The organism is Streptomyces sp. NPDC047974 (genome assembly GCF_040653375.1).
GTDB lineage: Bacteria > Actinomycetota > Actinomycetes > Streptomycetales > Streptomycetaceae > Streptomyces.
Genome location: NZ_JBEZNU010000004.1, coordinates 175377 through 195677 on the forward strand (window position 1 = coordinate 175377; position 20301 = coordinate 195677).

Annotated in this window: 20 protein-coding genes; 2 read left to right on the forward strand and 18 right to left on the reverse strand. The window is 73.7% G+C overall.

Features of this window, described 5'->3' with window-relative positions:
* Positions 1 to 25: 25 nt before the first annotated feature.
* The 6 genes from era to AB0E19_RS08590 all read right to left on the reverse strand — a co-directional run bounded on the left by era (position 26) and on the right by AB0E19_RS08590 (position 5554).
* On the reverse strand, positions 26 to 976 hold the full coding sequence (era, locus tag AB0E19_RS08565) for a GTPase Era (RefSeq protein ID WP_360606220.1): 951 nt from the start codon (positions 974 to 976) through the stop codon (positions 26 to 28).
* A 38-nt stretch (positions 977 to 1014) separates the two neighbouring features.
* The gene (locus AB0E19_RS08570; protein WP_362175371.1) at positions 1015 to 1962 is read right to left on the reverse strand and encodes a DUF916 domain-containing protein; all 948 of its coding nucleotides are present in this window, start codon (positions 1960 to 1962) and stop codon (positions 1015 to 1017) included.
* Between the two features lie 93 nt (positions 1963 to 2055).
* A complete protein-coding gene (locus AB0E19_RS08575) occupies positions 2056 to 3393 on the reverse strand; it encodes a beta-xylosidase (protein WP_362175374.1) in 1338 nt (445 codons plus the stop codon).
* A gap of 205 nt (positions 3394 to 3598) precedes the next feature.
* Positions 3599 to 4081, reverse strand: a complete 483-nt coding sequence (locus AB0E19_RS08580) for a hypothetical protein (RefSeq protein WP_362175377.1) — start codon at positions 4079 to 4081, stop codon at positions 3599 to 3601.
* A 198-nt stretch (positions 4082 to 4279) separates the two neighbouring features.
* Positions 4280 to 4642, reverse strand: coding sequence for a cytidine deaminase (locus tag AB0E19_RS08585; RefSeq protein WP_360606212.1), 363 nt, complete (start codon positions 4640 to 4642; stop codon positions 4280 to 4282).
* A 27-nt stretch (positions 4643 to 4669) separates the two neighbouring features.
* Positions 4670 to 5554 (reverse strand): helix-turn-helix transcriptional regulator, encoded by an 885-nt coding sequence (locus AB0E19_RS08590; protein ID WP_362175381.1) that lies wholly within the window; start codon positions 5552 to 5554, stop codon positions 4670 to 4672.
* A 91-nt stretch (positions 5555 to 5645) separates the two neighbouring features.
* Here AB0E19_RS08590 and AB0E19_RS08595 point away from each other — a divergent pair, with 91 nt between their 5' ends.
* Positions 5646 to 7055, forward strand: a complete 1410-nt coding sequence (locus tag AB0E19_RS08595) for an MFS transporter (RefSeq protein WP_362175384.1) — start codon at positions 5646 to 5648, stop codon at positions 7053 to 7055.
* Position 7056: 1 nt separating this feature from the next.
* On the opposite strand, the gene AB0E19_RS08600 is transcribed toward AB0E19_RS08595, so the two are convergent.
* From AB0E19_RS08600 to AB0E19_RS08620, 5 genes are all read right to left on the reverse strand, one after another.
* Positions 7057 to 7410 (reverse strand): MmcQ/YjbR family DNA-binding protein, encoded by a 354-nt coding sequence (locus tag AB0E19_RS08600; RefSeq protein ID WP_360606206.1) that lies wholly within the window; start codon positions 7408 to 7410, stop codon positions 7057 to 7059.
* The gene (locus AB0E19_RS08605; protein WP_362175388.1) at positions 7407 to 8714 is read right to left on the reverse strand and encodes a hemolysin family protein; all 1308 of its coding nucleotides are present in this window, start codon (positions 8712 to 8714) and stop codon (positions 7407 to 7409) included. Before AB0E19_RS08605 ends, AB0E19_RS08600 begins: the two co-directional genes overlap by 4 nt.
* A 13-nt stretch (positions 8715 to 8727) precedes the next feature.
* Positions 8728 to 9225 (reverse strand): rRNA maturation RNase YbeY, encoded by a 498-nt coding sequence (gene ybeY, locus AB0E19_RS08610; protein ID WP_189946760.1) that lies wholly within the window; start codon positions 9223 to 9225, stop codon positions 8728 to 8730.
* A gap of 11 nt (positions 9226 to 9236) precedes the next feature.
* Positions 9237 to 10274, reverse strand: a complete 1038-nt coding sequence (locus tag AB0E19_RS08615; RefSeq protein ID WP_169084939.1) for a PhoH family protein — start codon at positions 10272 to 10274, stop codon at positions 9237 to 9239.
* Between the two features lie 105 nt (positions 10275 to 10379).
* Positions 10380 to 11444: a PfkB family carbohydrate kinase gene (locus tag AB0E19_RS08620; protein WP_362175750.1), complete on the reverse strand. Its 1065-nt coding sequence runs from the start codon at positions 11442 to 11444 to the stop codon at positions 10380 to 10382.
* A gap of 379 nt (positions 11445 to 11823) precedes the next feature.
* Between AB0E19_RS08620 and AB0E19_RS08625 the strand changes: the two genes are divergently transcribed.
* On the forward strand, positions 11824 to 13161 hold the full coding sequence (locus tag AB0E19_RS08625) for an MFS transporter (protein WP_362175392.1): 1338 nt from the start codon (positions 11824 to 11826) through the stop codon (positions 13159 to 13161).
* Here AB0E19_RS08625 and AB0E19_RS08630 read toward each other — a convergent pair.
* From AB0E19_RS08630 to AB0E19_RS08660, 7 genes are all read right to left on the reverse strand, one after another.
* Positions 13128 to 14117, reverse strand: coding sequence for an adenosine deaminase (locus tag AB0E19_RS08630; protein ID WP_362175395.1), 990 nt, complete (start codon positions 14115 to 14117; stop codon positions 13128 to 13130). The two genes, AB0E19_RS08625 and AB0E19_RS08630, sit on opposite strands and share 34 nt — an antisense overlap.
* 10 nt (positions 14118 to 14127) lie before the next feature.
* Entirely contained in the window at positions 14128 to 15030 is a 903-nt protein-coding gene (locus tag AB0E19_RS08635) for a ribonuclease Z (RefSeq protein ID WP_362175397.1), read from the reverse strand.
* A 10-nt stretch (positions 15031 to 15040) separates the two neighbouring features.
* Positions 15041 to 15400 (reverse strand): histidine triad nucleotide-binding protein, encoded by a 360-nt coding sequence (locus AB0E19_RS08640; protein WP_360606550.1) that lies wholly within the window; start codon positions 15398 to 15400, stop codon positions 15041 to 15043.
* Between the two features lie 59 nt (positions 15401 to 15459).
* Positions 15460 to 16587, reverse strand: a complete 1128-nt coding sequence (locus AB0E19_RS08645; RefSeq protein WP_362175400.1) for a tetratricopeptide repeat protein — start codon at positions 16585 to 16587, stop codon at positions 15460 to 15462.
* Positions 16584 to 17945 (reverse strand): AAA family ATPase, encoded by a 1362-nt coding sequence (locus tag AB0E19_RS08650; protein WP_362175403.1) that lies wholly within the window; start codon positions 17943 to 17945, stop codon positions 16584 to 16586. Before AB0E19_RS08650 ends, AB0E19_RS08645 begins: the two co-directional genes overlap by 4 nt.
* 259 nt (positions 17946 to 18204) lie before the next feature.
* Positions 18205 to 18948 (reverse strand): 16S rRNA (uracil(1498)-N(3))-methyltransferase, encoded by a 744-nt coding sequence (locus AB0E19_RS08655; RefSeq protein ID WP_362175406.1) that lies wholly within the window; start codon positions 18946 to 18948, stop codon positions 18205 to 18207.
* Complete coding sequence (locus tag AB0E19_RS08660) at positions 18945 to 20033, reverse strand: nitronate monooxygenase (RefSeq protein ID WP_362175409.1); 1089 nt, start codon at positions 20031 to 20033, stop codon at positions 18945 to 18947. Before AB0E19_RS08660 ends, AB0E19_RS08655 begins: the two co-directional genes overlap by 4 nt.
* Positions 20034 to 20301 lie beyond the last annotated feature (268 nt).

Genomic DNA, 20301 nt, shown 5'->3' on the forward strand with positions numbered 1-20301 from the left:
GCGTTCGTCCCGGATCCGCCGCGCCCTAGAAGCCCAGGCGGCGGAGCTGCTTGGGGTCGCGCTGCCAGTCCTTGGCGACCTTGACGTGCAGGTCGAGGAAGACCGGGGTGCCGAGGAGGGCCTCGATGTGCTTGCGGGACTTCATCCCGACCTCCTTCAGGCGGCTGCCCTTGGGGCCGATGATGATGCCCTTCTGGCTGGGGCGCTCGATGTACACGTTGGCGTGGATGTCGAGCAGCGGCCGGTCGGCGGGGCGACCCTCGCGGGGGATCATCTCCTCGACGACGACCGCGATGGAGTGCGGCAGCTCGTCGCGGACGCCTTCGAGCGCGGCCTCGCGGATCAGCTCGGCGACCATGACCTGCTCCGGCTCGTCCGTGAGGTCGCCCTCCGGGTAGAGCGGCGGGGACTTCGGCAGCAGCGGGATGAGCAGGTCGGCGACGAGCTGGACCTGCTTGTCGCCGACGGCGGAGACCGGCACGATCTCCGCCCACTCGATGCCGAGCTCGCGGCCGAGCTGGTCGATGGCGATCAGCTGCTCGGCGAGGGTCTTGGAGTCGACCAGGTCGGTCTTGGTGACGATGGCGACCTTGGGGGTCTTCTTGATCTCGGCGAGCTCCTTGGCGATGAAGCGGTCGCCGGGGCCGAGCTTCTGGTCGGCGGGCAGGCAGAAGCCGATGACGTCGACCTCGGCCCAGGTGGTGCGGACGACGTCGTTGAGCCGCTCGCCGAGGAGGGTGCGCGGCTTGTGGAGGCCCGGGGTGTCGACCAGGATCAGCTGGGCGTCCGGGCGGTGCACGATGCCGCGCACGGTGTGCCGGGTGGTCTGGGGGCGGTTGGAGGTGATCGCCACCTTCTGGCCGACCAGAGCGTTGGTGAGGGTGGACTTGCCCGCGTTGGGGCGCCCGACGAAGCAGGCGAAGCCCGCCCGGTGGGGGGCGGTGTTCTCATCGGTCTCTTCACGGCGCACGCTCATGGGGGCCATTGTCCCCGATGCGCGGCCGGGTCACGCACTCAGTGCCCCCGGCGGGCCCCGCGGCGCCGGATCCGCCACCCCGTGAGGCCTCCGGCGGCCCCCAGGACGAGCACCGCGGCGGCGAGCCAGGGCACCGCGAGGAAGGAGACGGCGGCGCTCTCGCGGACGTCCTTCGCGGTGGCGGTGAGGGTCACCTCGCCCCAGTCGAGCTGCGGCGAGCCGGCCCACCGCTCGGTGAGCCGGATCTTCTGCCGGGGCAGCAGCTCGGCGGGCACCCGGTCGAGGTCGCGTTCGAGCAGGGTCCGCCCGAAGAGGCCCTCGGCGCTGAGGACGACCTTGGGGTCGAGGGTGACGTTGCCCCGGTTGTGGAGGGTGTACGTGACGAGGGTGGTGCCGTCGCGGGTGCCGGGGACGAGCGGCCGGTCCTGCTCCAGGGTGACGTCCTCGACGGCGAGGGCGGGCACGGCGGGGCCGCTGACCTTGAGGTAGACGCGGGCGGCGACGGCCTTCTGGACGCCCATGGCGACGCTGCCGCCGCCCGCGGGGGTGATCCGCTCGTCGAGGGCGACGAGCGCGCCGGGGTGGTCGCCGGGGTCCGCGTCGGCGGGGACGGTGAGCGTGAAGGGGACGGTGACGGCGGAGCGCGGCGGGACGGTGACCGTGGTCCGCTCGGGCTCGATCCAGGCGCCGGCGCCGGTCTGCTCCTCCTTCAGGGTGCGGACGGCGAAGCCGCCGTCGCGCTCGGTGTTGTAGGCGTCGGCGCCGTAGAGCCGGAAGGTGAGCGGGGCGGCGGTCTTGTTGGCGACGGTCACCTTGTCGCGGAGGGTGGCGCCGGGGTCGGCGGTGAGGACGTAGTAGGGGCGTTCGCCGAGCCGGGCGGCGGCCGGGTAGACGGCCCATTCGCCGTTCTCGGCGGCGTGGGCGGCCGGGGCCCCGAGGAGCGGCAGGGCGGCGCTCAGGAGGAGGACGTACAGCTTGCGTCGCACGGTGCGGACCCCCGGGGGTGCGGTCGGGAGGGGCGGATGGGGGGCCGCCGACGGGCCGGCCGGGGGTGCGCCCGGCCGGCCCGTCGGCCGCCGTCAGGACAGGGTCAGCGTCAGCACGCCCGCGTAGCTGCCGGGCGCGGTGAACGCCGGGACGTCCAGCGAGAGTCCGGCGTCGAGGGTGAACTCGCCTCCGGTGACCGTGCCGTTCGCCGTGGAGGCGAGGGTGGCGCCGGCGCCGACGGGTCCGGCGGAGCCGGCCGTGCAGGCGCTGGGGCTGCCCTCCTTGGCGACGCAGGCGGGGTTCCAGCTGAGCTTGTCGGCGCCGATGGCGCCGCCAGGTCCGGTGAAGTCGGTGACCTTGCCGGTCACGGACCAGCCGGCGGGGCCGCCGCGGAAGTCCTTGACCGTCACCGTCTGGAGGGCTCCGGTGGCCGCGCCGCCCTGGCCGAAGTCGACCGCGGAGAGGGCGACGGCGTCACCGGCCTGGGTCATGGAGAGTTCGCCCGCCTGGACGGTGGCCGTGATCTTCTGGCTGTTCGGCGGGGCCGGGGTGTCGTCGATCACCTGGTACGGGAGCGGTCCGGCGCCCTTCTCCGCGTTCCAAGCACCGCCCTCGTAGGCGACGATCCCGGTGGTGGCGAGGTCGTTCACCTTGAGCCGGGCGACGAAGCCGCCCTCGCTGTCGGTGGTGGCGGTCATCCGGTCGGCGGTCTCCGCCGCGCCGGCCCTGGCGGCCACGGTCACCTCGGTGAGCGGGGTGAACCCGGCACCCGTGACGGTGACCCGGACGCCGGGGGCGCCGGAGGCGGCACCGAGTTCCAGGGTCCGCTCGTTGGGCACGGTCTGGTCGCCGGCCTGGACCGTCTCGGAGACGGGGGCGGGCGGGTTGAGGACCGTGCAGGGGGTGTCCAGCTCCATGATGTAGCTGGTGTGGATGTTGTAGTCGCCCGGCGAGAGGGTGATCGCGCCGGGGGCGGTGACCGTGAAGGTGCCGGTCATGGAGAAGCCGGGGAAGGCGCCCTTGCCGGGGACCGGGGGGTTCTTCTTGGGTCCGGTGACGCTGACCGTGCCGGTCTGCGCGCCGCCGAGGACGACCTTGCCGGTGGGGGTGAGGATGTCGGCCGGGAGCGCGAGGTCCACCGGGTTCGACGCGGCGGGCTTGGTGATCGCGTAGGTCACGCTCACCGTGTCGCCGACCTTGGGGCTGGCGTTGTCGACCGAGATCACGGCGGTGGTGACGCCCTCGATGGGCGGGATGCCCGCGATGGGCGGCGGGACGCAGCGGGTGGGGAATTCCACCGAGAGTCCGGCGCCGGTCGCCTGCGCCGGGGCGGCGAGCGCGCCGCCGGCCGCGAACGCGAGGGCGGTGGCGCCGAGTACGGCGGTCCAGCGCCGTCTTCGGGCCGCCGCCCGGGTTCGGGTGAGTGCCATAGTGTGTGCCCCCTCCTGAGGGTCGAGAGGGCGCCATTGACGGCCGGGGGGCAAGAGAAGTCAATAACGACGGAACCCATTGACTGATGACCCATCAGATAATGGCAGGATCGGTCGATGTGGCGACTTCTCCGGCATGTCGGATGGGCATGCCGAAGACCGGCGCCGCCCTCGGCGGCACCGGTCACGGGTGGTGCGCGGTGGATCAGCTGATGACGAACGGCCCCGGGGACTGCGAGGTCACCGCGTCGCAGTTCACCGTGACGCCGAAGATCACCAGCTTGAGGGCGACTCCGGCGAAGTACGAGTTGAGGCTGTCGCCGGCGACCACGTTGGTGGCGGTCAGCGGCCCCAGCTTCGCCGCACCACCGGCCGGGATCGCCGGGTTCTTCTTGCCGGTGAAGACCCGGTCGGGGCCGGTCGCGTTGTCCAGGATCAGCGTGGAGCTGATCGAGTCCGCGCCGACCGCGATCGGCGTGGTCACGGGAGCGGCGATGGAGACCTGGCCGGTGGTGCCGGAGTGGGTCATGGTGAGCGTGGCGGTGCCGCCGCCCCAGCTCCCGCAGTCGTACGTGGCCGTCGCCGAGCCCGGCGAGACCGCGGCGGACGCCGTGGGGGCGAAGACGAGCGACATGCTGGCGAGGCCCGCGGCGAGCGCCCCGGCCGCCCCTAAGGTGCTTCTTCTCATGGCGGGTTCGTACCCCTTCCGATGACGAACGCAGGGGTGCGGGCACTGCGTGGAATGGCGGAGATCTGACGGTCCGTCGGACCGCCCGCCGCCTATTGAGACGCAGACCGCATGGGAAGGCAAGAGAAGTCGCGGAGATCCTTCACAAACGCGCAAGGGCCCGGCCGTGGCCGGACCCCGCTGCCCCCCGTGCGGCGCTCAGCCCGCCGTGACGGCCGAACGCAGCTGTCCGTCGGGCCCCGCGAGAAGCACCGGCGTCCCGGGGCCGCCCAGGTCCCGCACGGCCGCCCGGTCCTCCTCGGACGCGGCCTCGGCGGCCGACACCACGGCCGCCGCCTCCAGCGACTGCGCCCCGCTCGCCACCGCCATCGCCACGGCGGTCCGCAGCGCGCTCAGCTTCAGCGACTCCAGCTCCACCGTGCCCGCCACGTACGTGCGGCCGGTCTCGTCCCGTACGGCCGCGCCCTCGGGCACGCCGTTGCGGGCGCGGGCGCTGCGCGCCAGCGTGATGATCTTCTGGTCCTCGGGGCCGAGGTCGCCGTGCTCACTGCTGAGTGTCATGGACCGAGCATAGGTCGGGGCGCCGGCTCAGCCCGCCAGCGGGTACAGGGCCCCCCGCCGCCCCTCGGGCGACACCAGCCACTCCAGCTTCTCGGCGGTCCGCGCCTCCGGCAGCGGCGTGTGCAGCACGATCACCAGGTCGGGACGGGCCGGCACCCTCAGCTGGGTGGCCTCCACCACGAGCAGCCCCGCCACCGGGTGGTCCATCTCCTTGCGGTTCTGGCCGCCGGGCAGGATGTCCCGCCGCTCCCACAGCTCCGCGAACTCGGCGCTCACCGCCTTCGCCTCCTCGACCACCGCCCGGAAGCCCTCGTCGTCCGGGCACTCCGAGCACGCCGACCGGAACTGCGCCACCACCTTCGGCGCCAGTTCCTCCCAGCCGCGCATCCGTGCCCGGTACATCTCGTCGGTGAAGAAGTCGATCAGGCAGTTGCGGTGCACGTCCGGCCGCAGCCCGAAGACGGCCGCAGCCGCCTCGTTGAACATCACCGTGTTCCAGTACGCGTCCATGATGTGCGCCGGGAACGGCATCCACGCCTCGATCAGCCGCCGCAGCCCGTCGCACATGTCCCGGTCCTCCGGGGCGGCTTCGAGGGCCGGCGGGTTCAGCGCCGCCAGGACGTACAGATGGCGGCGCTCGGCCGGGCTCAGCCGCAGCACCCGCGCCACCGAGTCGAGCACCTGGGGAGAGACGGTGATGTCGCGGCCCTGCTCCAGCCACTGGTACCAGCTGACGCCGACGCCCGCGAGGACGGCGACCTCCTCGCGGCGCAGCCCGGGCGTACGACGCCTGCCGCCGTCCGGAAGGCCCGCCTGGGCCGGGCTCACCCGGGCCCGACGGCTCATCAGGAACTCGCGCAGCTCGGCCAGTCGGTGCGCCTTGCCGTCGGTGCTCTCCACCGCTGTGACCACGTGTGCTTCCTCCCCCGGACGCCTGGTGGTGCGACCAACAGGATAAGTTCCCGCTACCCGGCGATGTTCCCCGGCCACGAGAGTCGTGGCCATGGCAACCGTGACCCCCGCCCCCGGAAAGACCCCCGTCCCCGCTCCGCCCGCGCCCCCGGCCCTCACCGGCCGCTCCCGGCTCGTCCTCTTCGTGCTGTGCGCCGCCCAGTTCATCGTGGCGCTCGACTTCTCCGTCCTGAACGTCGCGCTGCCCGTACTCGGCGCCGACCTGGGCCTCGACCGCTCCGCCCTCCAGTGGGCCGTCACCGCCTTCGCGCTTCCCTCCGGCGGCTTCCTGCTGCTCTTCGGGCGGATCGGCGACCTCTACGGCCGCAAGCGGCTCTTCCTCGGCGGCCTCGGCGTCTTCGCCGCCGCGTCCGTGCTCGCCACCGTCGCCTGGGACCCGGCGTCCTTCCTCGCCGGCCGCGCCCTCCAGGGCGTCGGCGCCGCCGCGATCGTGCCCACCGGCATGTCCCTCCTGACCACCTCCTTCCCGGAGGGCCCGCTGCGCGACCGGGCGCTCGGCATCTCCGGCACCCTGATGTCGCTGGGCTTCACCATCGGCATGGTCCTCGGCGGCGTCATGACCGACACCCTGGGCTGGCGCTCCACCATGGGCCTGCTCGCCGTCTTCGCCCTGGTCGTGCTGCCGCTCGCCCCCGGCCTGCTCACCGAGTCCCGCACCCCGGACCGGCCCCGGCTCGACGTGCCCGGCGCGGTCACCGTCACCGGCGGTCTGCTCGCCCTCATCTACGCCCTGACCACCGCCGCCGAGCGCGGATTCGGCGGCACCGACGTGCTCGTCGCCCTGGTCGGCGGGCTGCTCCTGCTGGCCGCCTTCGTGGTCGTCGAGTCCCGTCACCCGGCGCCGCTGGTCTCGCTGCCGATGCTCCGCCGGCGCACGGTCGCCTTCGGCAACCTCGGCGGGCTCGTCACCTTCTCGATGATGTCGACGATCGTCTTCGTCCTGACCCTCTACCTCCAGTCCACGCTGGGCCTCTCGGCCTTCGCCACCGGCGTCGTCTTCGGGATCCAGGGCGTCTTCTCGGTCCTCGCGGGGACGCTGACGCCGAAGGTCGTCGGGAGGCTCGGCGCCCGCCGCACCCTCGTCGTCTCGCTCGCCGGACAGGCGGTCCTCACGGCGGCGCTGCTCGGGATCGGCGAGCGCTCCGGCGCGGTCGTGGCGACCGTCGCGGTCACCCTCGCCTCGATGTTCCACCTCGGCGCGATCATCTCGTACGGCCTGACGGTCACCTCGGGCGTCCGGGACGAGGAGCAGGGCCTGGCGACCGGCCTGGTCACCACCACCCAGCAGGTCGGTCTCACCGTCGGCATCCCGATGCTGGGGGTCCTCGCCACCACCGGCGGCGACCTGTACGAGGGGGTGCGCACCGTCGTCGCCGTGGACGCGGCGATCGTGCTCGGGGCCGCGGTGCTCGTCGCCCTGGGCCTGCGTCGCGCGCGGTGAACTACGGCCGGTCGAGCCGGAGCCGTACCGCCTTGGGCAGGCCCGCGACGACCAGGTCGTACGAGTCCTCGATGAGCTCCCGGACCATCCGGTCCGGGAGCCCGGCCACCTCGACCGTGTTCCAGTGGCGCTTGTTCATGTGGTAGCCGGGGGTGATCGCCGGATACTCCTCGCGGAGCCGTACGGCGTCGTCCGGATCGCACTTCAGATTGACCCGCAGCGGCTCGCCGTCCAGCCAGGACAGCGCGAACAGCTTCCCGGCCACCTTGAACACCGAGGTGTCGGGGCCGAAGGGGAACTCCTCGCCGGCGTCGTTGAACTCCAGGCAGAAGGCGCGCAGCTGCTCGGGGGTCATGCCGGGTCCTCTCCCTCCGCGCCGGCCGGGGCGACCGGCTCGACGAGCACGGTGACGATCTTGTTCCGGCGGCCGGCCGGTGCCTCGGCGGTGAGCCGCAGCTCCCGTCCGTCCGGCAGGGCGACGACGGAGGAGGCGCCGGCGATCGGGACGCGGCCGAGGGCCTTGGCGAGCAGGCCGCCCACCGTCTCCACGTCCTCGTCGTCGAACTCGTCCGGGCCGAAGCCGTACAGCTCGCCCAGGTCGCCGATGTCGAGGCGGGCGGTGACCCGGTGGCACTCGTCGCCGAGCTCCTGGACGGGCGGCAGTTCCCGGTCGTACTCGTCGGTGATCTCGCCGACGATCTCCTCCAGGATGTCCTCGATGGTGACGATGCCGGCGGTGCCGCCGTACTCGTCGATGACGACGGCGACGTGGTTGCGCTCCTGCTGCATCTCGCGCAGCAGGTCGCCGGCGTTCTTGGTGTCGGGGACGAAGGCCGCGGCGCGCATCGCGGTGGAGACCAGGTCGGCCTCGGCGTCGCGGTTGATGTGCGTCTTCCTGACCAGGTCCTTCAGGTAGACGATGCCGACGATGTCGTCCTCGTTCTCCCCCGTCACCGGGATCCGGGAGAAGCCGGAGCGCAGCGCCAGGGTGAGGGCCTGCCGGACGGTCTTGTACCGCTCGATGCAGATGAGGTCGGTGCGGGGCACCATGACCTCCCGGACGAGGGTGTCGCCGAGCTCGAAGACCGAGTGCACCATCCGGCGCTCCTCGTCCTCGATCAGCGACTCCTGCTCGGCGAGGTCGACCATCGCCCGCAGCTCCGCCTCGGAGGCGAAGGGGCCCTTGCGGAAGCCCTTGCCCGGGGTGAGCGCGTTGCCGATGAGGATCAGCAGCTGCGGGATCGGGCCCATGATCCGGGCCAGCGGGACGAGGACGTACGCCGCGGCGGTCGCGGTGTTCAGCGGGTGCTGGCGGCCGATGGTGCGCGGCGAGACGCCGACCGCCACATAGCTGACCAGGACCATCACGGCGATGGCGACGAGGAGCGCCTCCCAGGTCTCCGGGAAGTACTCCAGACAGGCGTAGGTGACGAGGACGCCGGCCGCCATCTCGCAGGCGACGCGGACGAGCAGCGCCACGTTGAGGTAGCGGGTGGGATCGGAGGCGACCTGGGAGAGCTTCTCGGCGCCGCGCCGCCCGGAGCGGACGGCCTCGGCGGCACGGAAGCCGGAGACGCGGGCGAGCCCGGCCTCGGCGCAGGCGGCGAGCCAGGCGACGACGACCAGGGCGACCGCGCCGAGGATCAGCTGGATGCTCATCGGGCGCGCGGGCTCAGTTGACGGTGGGGGCCGGCGACGGGCCGGTGAGGCCCCGCTCGGCGCGCCAGCCGTCGACGATCGCCGCCTGGAGGCCGAACATCTCGGCCTTCTCCTCCGGCTCCTCGTGGTCGTAGCCGAGCAGGTGGAGGACGCCGTGGACGGTGAGGAGCTGGAGCTCCTCGTCCATGGAGTGGTTCGTCGGGGCGTCCTCGCCCTGCTTCTTGGCGACCTCGGGGCAGAGCACGATGTCGCCGAGGAGACCCTGCGGGGGCTCCTCGTCGTCCTTGGCCGGCGGGCGCAGCTCGTCCATCGGGAAGGACATGACGTCCGTCGGTCCGGGGAGGTCCATCCACTGGATGTGGAGCTGCTCCATCGCCTCCGCGTCCACCACGATCACCGAGAGTTCGGAGAGCGGGTGGATGCGCATGCGCCCGAGGGCGTAGCGGGCGACGTCGAGGATCGCCTGCTCGTCGACCTCGGTGCCGGACTCGTTGTTGACGTCGATCGACATGTGCGGTGCTTCTACTTCCCGTTGCGGCCGGTGCGCTGCTCGTTGGCGCTGTCGTACTTCTCGTACGCGTCGACGATACGGCCGACGAGCTTGTGCCGGACGACATCGTGGGACGTGAGCCGTGAGAAGTGGACGTCGTCGACCCCGTCGAGGATGTCCTGGACCTGGCGCAGACCGCTCTTCGTGCCGTTCGGCAGGTCGATCTGGGTCACGTCACCGGTGATGACGATCTTCGAGTCGAAGCCGAGGCGGGTGAGGAACATCTTCATCTGCTCGGGGTTCGTGTTCTGCGCCTCGTCGAGGATGATGAACGCGTCGTTGAGCGTCCGTCCGCGCATGTACGCCAGCGGCGCGACCTCGATCGTCCCGCTCGCCATGAGCTTGGGGATGGAGTCGGGGTCGAGCATGTCGTGCAGGGCGTCGTAGAGCGGCCGCAGGTACGGGTCGATCTTCTCGTAGAGGGTGCCGGGCAGGAAGCCGAGGCGCTCGCCGGCCTCGACCGCGGGGCGGGTCAGGATGATCCGGGTGACCTGCTTGGACTGGAGGGCCTGGACGGCCTTGGCCATGGCCAGGTAGGTCTTGCCGGTGCCCGCGGGGCCGATGCCGAAGACGATGGTGTGCTTGTCGATGGCGTCGACGTACCGCTTCTGGTTGAGCGTCTTGGGGCGGATCGTGCGGCCTCGGCTGGAGAGGATGTTCTGGGTGAGCACCTCGGCCGGGGTCTCGTCGGCGCCTTCGCCGTTCTCGCTCGCCTTGAGCATGGCGATGGAGCGTTCCACTGCGTCCTCCGTCATCGGCTGTCCGGTGCGGAGCACCAGCATCATCTCGTCGAACAGGCGCTGGATCAGGGCGACTTCCACGGCGTCGCCGACCGCGCTGACCTGATTGCCCCGGACGTGGATGTCCGCCCGGGGGAACGCCTGCTCGATCACGCGGAGCAGGGAGTCTCCGGAGCCGAGGACGGTCACCATGGGGTGCTTGGCGGGCACCGCGAAGTGGGCCCGGGCCTCGCCCGGCGTTCCGTTGGGAGCTGTGGGTGTCTGCGTCATGGGCCGGCCCTCTGGCCTGCGCCTACCTCCTGCTGCGGGGTTCTCGCTGCTCGACAACCTCTCGCACCCCAGCCTACGACCTGGTACCGGTGTGCCCGAAGCGGTTTACGAGACAGGTGCCCGGAAGCCGATGGTGGGCACCGCGCGGCGGGGAGGCCAGGGGCGCGCGGGGACCGGCAGCAGGGCTTCGAGGAAGGCGTAGCGGGCCCGCAGGGCCTCCGGGTCCTGGCGGCCGTCGTGCTGGACGTGCTGCCACCAGGCGGCGATCTCGGGCCAGGTGGGGGCGGAGAGCGAGCCGCCGAACTCCTGGACGGAGAGGGCGGCGGTCAGGCCGGCGAAGGCGAGCCGGTCGGCGAGCGGCCAGTCGGCGAGGGTGCCGGTGACGAAGCCGGCGACGAAGACGTCGCCGGCCCCGGTGGGGTCGAGCGCCTCGACGCGGATGGCGGGCACCTCGGCGGTCTCCCCGGTGCCGCCGTCGACGGCGTAGGCGCCCTCGGCGCCGAGGGTGACCACGGCGTAGCGGACCTTGTCGGCGAGCGCGCGGGCGGCGGCCCGCGGGCAGTCGGTGCGGGTGTAGCGCATCGCCTCGGCCGCGTTGGGCAGGAAGGCCTCGCAGTGCTCCAGGTCGGTCAGGCCGGCCAGGTCCCAGCGGCCGGTCTCGTCCCAGCCGACGTCGGCGAAGACCCGGGCGCCGTCGCGGGCGGCGCGGGCCACCCACTCCTCGGTGCGGCCGGGTGCGAGGGAGGCGACGGCGGCGCGGGCGCGCGGCGGGCGGACCGGGGCGCCGTCGGGCCGGGGCGCCTCGTGGCCGTGCGAGACCATCGTCCGCTCGCCCTCGTAGGCCATGGAGACGGTGACCGGGGAGTGCCAGCCCTCGACGGTGCGGGAGAGGGTGAGGTCGATGCCCTCGCCCTGTTCGAGGGCGTCCCAGCAGTACTCGCCGTAGTGGTCGTCGCCGAAGGCCGCGGCGAGGGAGGTGCGCAGGCCGAGGCGGGCGAGGGCGGTGGCCATGTTGGCGACGCCGCCGGGGCTGGAGCCCATGCCGCGGGCCCAGGACTCGGTGCCGCGGACGGGGGCGCTGTCGAGGCCGGTGAAGATGATGTCGAGGAAGACGGTGCCGGTGAGGAAGACGTCGCAGGCCGGGTCGGCGGGCTCGCGGACCGTCTCCAGCGGGTCGACACCGGGGACGCCGGGGACGCCGGTGGGGTCTTCGGGCCGGTCCTCGCGCTGGTCTCCGCTGGCTGTGCTCACGGACTACTCCCCGGTCGTGGTGCGGCGGGATCGGCACCGGGTGCCGATCCGGCCAGTGTGCCCGAAAGGGTGCGGGTCGAGGGGACCGACGCGAACGACCCGGAACGCGGAACAAGGCGACGGGCTGCGCCCTGATACCCCTCCTGAGCATCATCGAAACTCATTGTGTCCTGTATCACAGGACGAATCGGGGGAGAGCGCCTTCTCCGCCCATTCGGTTGCTTGATACACATGGTGCCGCGAGCCCGTGGATCACCCGGGCGCCGTCTCATCCCCCTGTTCAGTTCCTGGAACGCCCATGCCGTCGCGCCCGCGCGCCCGTGGGGCGCTCGCCGCCCTCGTCGCCCTCTTCACGGCCGGTTATCTCGCCCCGTACCTGCTCCCGACCGTCGTCGGCCGGCTCGCCGCCGGCCTCGGTCTCGGCCCCTCCCAGGCCGGTCTGATCGGCTCGGTCCTGCTGCTCGGCTCCGCCTCCGCCGGCTTCACGCTGGCCACGCGCGTGCACCGGATCGGCCCGCGCCGGGCGGCCCGCCTCGGACTGCTCGCCATGGCCCTCGGATACGGCTCCGCCGCCGCGGCCGGCACCCTGCCGCCGGTGGTCGCCGGGGTCGTCCTCGGCGGCTTCGGCTCCGGTACGGCGACGGCGGTCGCGGCCTCCGGCATCGCCGGACGGCCCGACCCGCAGCGGGCCTCCACGCTGGGCCTGCTGTCGGTCTCGGCGGCGGCCGGGGCGCTGTACCTGACACTGCCGAGGCTCGGCGGCGGCCACGCCCCGCCGCTGCTCGCGCTCGCCTGCGCGGCGCTCCTCGTCTGGCCGGTCACGAACCTGCTGCCCGGCTCCCCGCGCGCCCGCCGGGACGTTCCGGCGGCACAGGGCGCCGGACCGCTGCCCCACCGCCGGGCGGGCGCGGTGCTGGCCGCCGGCCTCCTGTGCTGGTCCCTCGCCCAGAACGCCCTCTGGGGCGTCAGCGGCCGCATCGGCACGGTCCAGGCGGGCCTCTCGGAGGTCACGGTGGGCGCCGTCTTCGCCCTCGCGCTCGGCGCGGGCCTGGCGGGCGTCACCGCGGCCGGCGCGCTGGGCTCCCGGCTCGGCCGGGCGGTCCCGATCGGCGCGGGCACGGCCCTGATCGCGGCCTGTGTCCTGCTGAGCGCGACCGCCGAGGACCTCGTGTCGTTCGCGACGGGCGAGATCCTCTGGAACGTCCTCTACCCGGTCGTGCTCTCCTGCCTCCTGGGCCTCGCCGCCTCCCTGGACCCGCGGGGCCGCTGGGCCGTCCTGGTCGGCTCGGCCTCCTCCCTGGGCACGGCCTGCGGCCCGGTCACCGGCAGCGTCCTCTCGGAGGCGGCCGGCTACCCGGGCATGGGCGCGACCCTGGCGGCGCTGCTCCTCCTGGTGGCGGCGCCCCTGACGGCGGTCGCCCGCCGTTCCTACGGGCAGGCGTCCCGCTCGGAGGTCCCCGCCCGGACGAAGTCCTCGGGGGAGGGACCGGTGCGCACCGGGACGGCTCCCTCTGCCGGGCCACGGCTTTCCGTGCCCGAACCCGCACCCCATGCGCGGCGCGCGTCCGGTGCGGGTTCGGGCGACAGGTGCGGAGGCACCCGTCAGAAGGTGTACGCCTCCACCTCGGCGAGGTAGCGCGCGCGACGCGGCTCGTCGTCGTCCAGGAAGGACGCCTCGAAGGAGTGCCGGGCCAGCACCCGCAGCTGCTCCCGGCTCAGCGCCAGCGCCTCCCCCACCGCCGCGTAGTTGTCACCGACGTACCCCCCGAAGTACGCCGGATCGTCCGAGTTCACCGTCACCAGCAGCCCCGCGTCCAGCATCGCCCGCAGCGGATGGTCCCCCAGCTCGTCGATCACCCGCAGCCGCACGTTCGACAGCGGGCAGAGCGTCAGCGGCACCCGCTCGCGGGCGAGCCGCTCGACCAGCTCGGGGTCCTCCATGCACCGCAGCCCGTGGTCGATCCGCTCGACGCCGAGGACGTCCAGCGCCTCGCGGACGTACGCCGCCGGCCCCTCCTCGCCCGCGTGGGCGACCCGCCGCAGCCCCAGCCGGGCGGCCTCCTCGTACACCTCGCGGAACTTCGCCGGCGGATGCCCGACCTCGGCCGAGTCGAGGCCGACGCCCGTGATCCGGTCGAGGTACGGCTTCGCGGCCTCCAGCGTCGCGAGCGCCGACTCGGCGGACTCGTCGCGCAGGAAGCACATGATGAGCCGGGTGGAGATCCCGTACCGCTCCTCGGCGCGGTCGAGCGCGGCGGCCAGCCCCTCGACGACCGTGCCCATCGGCACGCCCCGCGCCGCGTGGGCCTGCGGGTCGAAGAAGATCTCGGCGTGCCGGACCCCCTGCGCGGCGGCCCGCTCCAGATAGGCGTCGGCGAGCGCGGTGAAGTCCTCCGGGGTCCGCAGCACCGCCATCAGGGCGTAGTACAGGTCCAGGAAGGACTGGAGGTCGCTGAAGCGGTACGCCTCGCGCAGTTCCTCGGTGGTCGCGTACGGCAGGGTGACGCCGTTCCGCTCGGCGAGGGCGAAGGCCAGCTCGGGTTCGAGGGTGCCCTCGATGTGGAGGTGCAGTTCGGCCTTGGGGAGGGGCATGGGTGGTGCTCTATCTCTTCGGTACGGGGACCCTCATGAGGTCCTGGGCAATGCTCAGCTCGCCCTCGAATCCGGCGGCCCTGGCCTGCCGTTCGAACTCCGACGGGTCGGAGTAGCGCTGCGAGAAGTGGGTGAGGACGAGGTGCCGGACGCCCGCGTCCCGTGCGACGGCGGCGGCCTGCCCGGCGGTGAGGTGGCCGTGGTCCCGGGCGAGCCGGACGTCCGCGTCGAGGAAGGTCGACTCGATGACGAGCATGTCGGCGCCCTCCGCGAGGGCGTGCACGCCGTCGCAGAGCCGGGTGTCCATGACGAAGGCGAAGCGCTGCCCGCGCCGGACCTCGCTCACCTCCTCCAGCGTGACGCCGTCGAGGACGCCCTCGCGCTGGATGCGCCCGACGTCCGGGCCCTTGACGCCGTGCGCGGCGAGCCGCTCGGGCAGCAGCCGGCGCCCGTCGGGCTCGACGAGCCGGTAGCCGAAGGACTCGACCGGGTGGGAGAGCCGGCGGGCCTCCAGGGTGAAGGCCTCGGTGACGGCCAGCGGGCCGTCCTCGGCGACCGGCGCCTCGGTCAGTTCGACGGACTCGCGGTAGGCGGTGGCGTACCGGAGCCGTTCGAAGAAGTGCTGCCCGCTCGCCGGGTAGTGGGCGGTGACCTGGTGCGGCACCTGGTCGAGGTTGATCCGCTGGATCACCCCGGCCAGGCCCAGCGAGTGGTCGCCGTGGAAGTGCGTGACGCAGATCCGGTTCAGGTCGTGCGCGGCGACCCCGGCCCGCAGCATCTGGCGCTGGGTGCCCTCGCCGGGGTCGAAGAGGAGGCCGTGGCCGTCCCAGCGCAGCAGGTAGCCGTTGTGGTTGCGGTGGCGGGTCGGGACCTGGCTGGCGGTGCCGAGGACGACGAGTTCGCGGACGGACACGGGCTCGTTCCTATCCGGGGGGCCAGTTGAGGCCGCGGCCGCCCAGCACGTGCGCGTGCGCGTGGAAGACGGTCTGGCCGGCGCCGGCACCGGTGTTGAGGACGATGCGGTAGCCGTGGCCGTCGACCTTCTCCTGCGCGGCGACCTCGCCCGCCTCGCGCAGCACGTCGGCGGCGACGCTCGGCGCGGCGGCGGCGAGCGAGGCGGCGTCCGGGTAGTGGAGGCGCGGGATGACGAGCACGTGGGTGGGCGCCTGCGGGTTGATGTCGCGGAAGGCCAGCGTGGTCTCGGTCTCGCGGACGAGCGTCGCCGGCACCTCCCCGGCCACGATCTTGCAGAACAGGCAGTCGCTCTGCGGCTCTCCGGCCATGCTCCGGGCCTCCTCGCCTTCGATGGTCACTGTCCCCGCATGCTATCCGGCGGCCCGGGTCAGTCCTTGGGCATCCGCCGGTTGAGGGCCGAGCGGCTCACCCAGTACGTGATGATCACGGCCCAGAAGAGCGGGGTGCCGAGCCCCGCCACGACGCCGGAGTCGAAGCTCCACAGCGCCATCGTGACCGCCGAGTACAGCCCGAGCAGCCCGACGGCGCCGGCCATCGCGAGGACCGGCCGGCAGTTGCGGGCGACGAGCAGCATCGGGCGGCGCAGTCTCGGCGGCACCCGGCGGCCCATCCACACGGCCCATCCGGCCCAGGCGCCGACGAGCACGGTCGCGCCGATGGCGAAGGGCACGACGGCGTCGGCGCCGGTCGCTCCGGTGCGGACCGGCGCGGAGCCGACGGCTGAGGCGATGAAGCCGACCAGGGCGACCCAGCGGGCCCCGGCGGCCGTGCCCCAGGCCATCGCTTCCAGGTTGAAGCGGGCCTTGGTGTCGCCGAGGTCGAGGGCGGCGGAGGCGACGAAGCCCTCGGCGGCCTGGGTCCAGGCCCCGCGCCGCAGCCAGCGGCGGCGCAGCCGGAGGAGGGAGAGGTTGTTGTGGGCCTCGCTGCTCTGCGGGTTGAGCCGCAGGGTCGTCTCGTACGCCCGCCGGGCGGTGGCGTGGTCGCCGCGCCGCTGGGCGGTGAGGCCGACGAGGAAGTGGGCGGCGTCCTCCTCGGGGCCGAGGGCGACGGCGGTCCGCGCGGCCTCGTAGGCGGCGGCGGTCCTGGCCCGGTCGCGGACGCGGCCCGCCTCGGCGGTCTCGGCGAGCGCGGTGCCGAGCGCGTAGTGGCTGCCCCAGAACTGCGGGGCGAGCTCGACGGTGCGGTGCGCGGCGGCCTCGGCGTCCCCGTACCGCTTGAGGGCGAGCAGGATCTGGGTGCGCATCAGATGGGCGCCGATCAGCCCGGGTTCGGCGCGCAGCGCCTGCTCGACGGCGGCGAGCGCGGCGGGGTGGTCCCCCGCCCGGTGCCGGCAGCGGGCGAGCAGGGTGAGCGCGTCGGCGTCCTCGGGGTCCTCGGCGAGGTGCCGGGCGGCGAACTCCCCGGCCTGCTCGTACCGGCCGGCCTCGTACAGCGCCTCGGCCCGGGCGAGCGCGGAGGGCGTGGCGGGGCCGGCGGGCGTCGCGGGGGTGGTCACAGCTTGCGCTTCCGCTTCAGGTAGGCGAGGAGGTCGTCGTAGAGACCGCCCTCGTTGGCGAACATGGCGACGTTCCGCGCGGCGGCGAACCAGGGCTCGGTGGAGGGCCGGATCTGCTGGGCGGCGCCGAGCAGGTCCTTGGTGGTGATGAGGCGGACGGAGCCGGTGCGGGCGGAGTCGAGGAGGGCGGTCTCGGCGGCGGTCTCGCACAGGTGGGCGAGGTCGGCGCCGGAGAAGTCCCCGGTGGCCTTGACGAGCTTGCCGAGGTCGACGGCCTCGATGGGCCGCTCGCGCAGGTGGTAGCGGAGGATCGCCTCGCGGGCGGGGGCGTCGGGCGGCAGCACGAGGAGGGTGCGGTCGAGGCGGCCGGGGCGGCGCAGGGCGATGTCGACGTCCCAGGGCACGTTGGTGGCGGCGAGGACGAAGACGCCCTCGTTGCCGGCGCCGGAGGCGATGCCGTCGAGCTCGGTGAGGAGCTGGTTGACGACGTTGCGCAGCCCGTTGCTGTGGGTGCGGGAGCGCTTGCCGCCGAGGGCGTCGAGCTCGTCGAGGAAGACGACGCAGGGGGCCTGGCGGCGGGCGGTCTCGAAGATGTCGTGGATGTTCTTCTCGGAGGCGCCGATCCACATGTCGAGGACGTCGGAGAGCGAGACCGTGAGGAAGTTGGCGCCGAGCTCTCCGGCGACGGCCCGGGCGATGAACGTCTTGCCGCAGCCGGGAGGGCCGTACAGGAGGAGTCCGCCGCGCAGGGACTTGCCGTAGAGGCGGCGGAGTTCGGGGTTGCGCATGGGTGCGAGGAAGGCGGCTTCGAGCCGCTCCTTGACGTCGGTCATGCCGCCGACGTCGGCGAGGCGTACGGCTCCGGGCGCGTCCACGTCCCAGGCGGCGGCGTCCCCCGCGAGCCCGTCCCCGCCCTCGGCCTGCGGCTCCTCCAGGAAGCGCGGCCCGACGACGTCGGACACCTGCTCCTCGGCGGCGGCCCAGTCGAAGGAGGGCTTCGGCTCGGGCCGTACGGGAGCGGGCGGGGCCTCCGGCACGGCGGGAGCGTGCGGCACGGCGGGAGCCTCCGGCACGGCCGGGGCCTGCGACGCGGCCGGGGTCTGCGACGCGGCCGGGGTCTGCGACGCGGCCGGGGTCTGCGACGCGGCCGGCGGCAGCCCCATCGCGCGGACCATCAGCGCGCGGGCGGCGGCGTCCCCCGGCGCGTGCTGGAGGGCGACGGCGGCCTCCGCGACGGCCTCGTCGCTCCGCCCCTCCGTGAGGAGGAGCTCGGCGAAGTGGAGGCGCAGGGGCACGTCGCCGGGCGCGGCGGCGACCGCGGCGCGCAGACTGCGGATCAGGGGGGACTCGTCGGCCATGCGGCCCAGCCTAGAAAAGACCCCGACCGCTTGGACAGCGGGTCCCCGATCTGTGGACGACCACCCGCCGCCCGCCGGCCTGTGGACGACGAAGCCGCTAGGCCGTTTCTTTCGGATCAGGCCGGATCAGGGAGCGGCGTCTGGTGCGTGCGGTCGCAAGGCGGAGGAGGGAGTCCATGCGGAGCATCGGCGACCGACGACAATGCGGCGAGCGCGCGTGCCAGACACCGCGAGCCCGGCATGATCCGGAAGAGACGGCCTAGCTCCAGCGGCCGGTGCGGCCGAGGACGAGGGCGGTGGCCGCCGTGCCCGCCGTGGAGGTCCGCAGGACGCTCCGGCCGAGCCGGTACGGCCGCGCTCCGGCCGCCTCGAAGGCGGCCAGCTCCTCCGGGGAGACCCCGCCCTCGGGGCCGACGACGAGCACGATCGAGCCCTTCGCCGGGAGCTCGGCGGTGGCGAGGGCCCCGCTGGGGTGGTCGCGGTCCTCGTGCAGCACGGCCGCGAAGTCGGCACCGGCGAGCAGCTGGGCGACCTGCTTGGTGGTCATGAGGTCGTCGACCTCGGGGAAGCGGGTGCGGCGGGACTGCTTGCCGGCCTCGCGGGCGGTGGCGCGCCACTTGCCGAGCGCCTTGAGGCCGCGGTCGCCGCGCCACTGGGTGATGCAGCGGGAGGCGGCCCACGGCACGATCGCGTCGACGCCGGTCTCGGTCATGGTCTCGACGGCGAGTTCGCCCCGGTCGCCCTTGGGGAGGGCCTGGACGACGGTGATCCGGGGCTCCTCCTCGGGCTCCTCGTGCGCGCCCGTCACCTCGACGGTCAGCCGGTCCTTGCCCTCGGTGTCCCGCACCACGCAGTCGGCCCAGCGGCCCCGGCCGTCGGTGAGGACGAGCGCCTCGCCGGCCTGGAGCCGCTTCACGGAGACGGCGTGCCGTCCCTCGGGGCCTTCCAGGACGAAGGTGCCGGCGCCGGGCACGGCGTCGACGACGAAGACGGGGGCGGTCATGAGGCACTCCTGAGGGCCGGGTCGGCGAGGTCGGTGAGGGCGGTGTCGAGTTCGGCGGCGAGCACCCGGACCAGTTCCGCGGCGGGCAGCTCGCGGGCGAGGCGGTGGCCCTGCCCGGCCCACAGGGCCATGCCCTGGGCGTCCCCGGCGGTGGCGGCGGCCTTCCGCAGCGGGGCGGTGAGGTGGTGGATCTCCGGGTAGGCGGCGGGCGCGTACGGCCCGTGTTCGCGCATGAAGCGGTTGACGAGCCCGCGGGCCGGCCGTCCGGAGAAGGCGCGGGTGAGGGCGGTGCGCTGGAAGAGCGGGTCGGTCAGGGCCCGCTTGTGCAGCGGGTGGGCGCCGGACTCGGGGCAGACGAGGAAGGCGGTGCCGAGCTGGGCGGCGCCCGCCCCGGCGGCGAGGACGGCGGCGATCTGCCCGCCGCGCATGAGCCCGCCGGCGGCGACGAGCGGCAGCGTGACGGCCTCCCCGACCTGGGCGAGCAGGGCGAGGAGGCCGGTGCCGGGCTGTTCGTCGGCGGGGTCGTCGCGGTACGTGCCCTGGTGGCCGCCCGCCTCGACGCCCTGCACGCAGAGCGCGTCGGCACCGGCCGCCTGGGCCGTGCGGGCCTCCTCCGCCGAGGTGACGGTGACGACCGTGTACGTGCCGGCGCGGGCGAAGGCCTCGAAGGTCTCGGGCTTCGGGCAGCCGAAGGTGAAGGAGACGACGGGGACCGGGTCCTCCAGGAGGATCGCCAGTTTGGACTCGTACCCGTCGTCGCGGCCGTCGTCGGTCTCGCCGAGCGCGGTGCGGTACCAGCCGGCCTCCCCGGCGAGCTGGTGACGGTAGACCTCGACGGCCGCGGGATCGGCGCCGGGGTCGGTCTGGGGCATGAAGACGTTGACGCCGAAGGGCTGTCCGGTGAGCCCGCGGACCTGCTTGATCTCCTGGTAGAGGCTGCCGGCCGTCTTGTACCCGGCGGCGAGGAAGCCGAGCGCGCCGGCCTCCGCGACGGCGCCGACGAGCGCCGGACAGGAAGCGCCACCCGCCATGGGGGCCTGCACGATCGGGTACCGGAAGAGATCGTTCAGTGGGGTGGTGGACATATGGGCATCGTGTCATGCCCGTTCCGGGGCACGGGAAAGGGGCGGCACTCAGAGTGCCGCCCCTCTCACTCACCGATCATGCCGGCCGGGCCTCAGCGCCCGTTGAAGGCGTCCTTCAGCCGCGAGAACAGGCCCTGCCGGCCCGGCTGACTGTGCTCACCCGGGGGACGACCCCCGGACCCCCAGCAGCACGGGCCCGGCCGCTCAGCGCCCGTTGAAGGCGTCCTTCAGCCGCGAGAACAGGCCCTGCCGGCCCGGCTGACTGTTC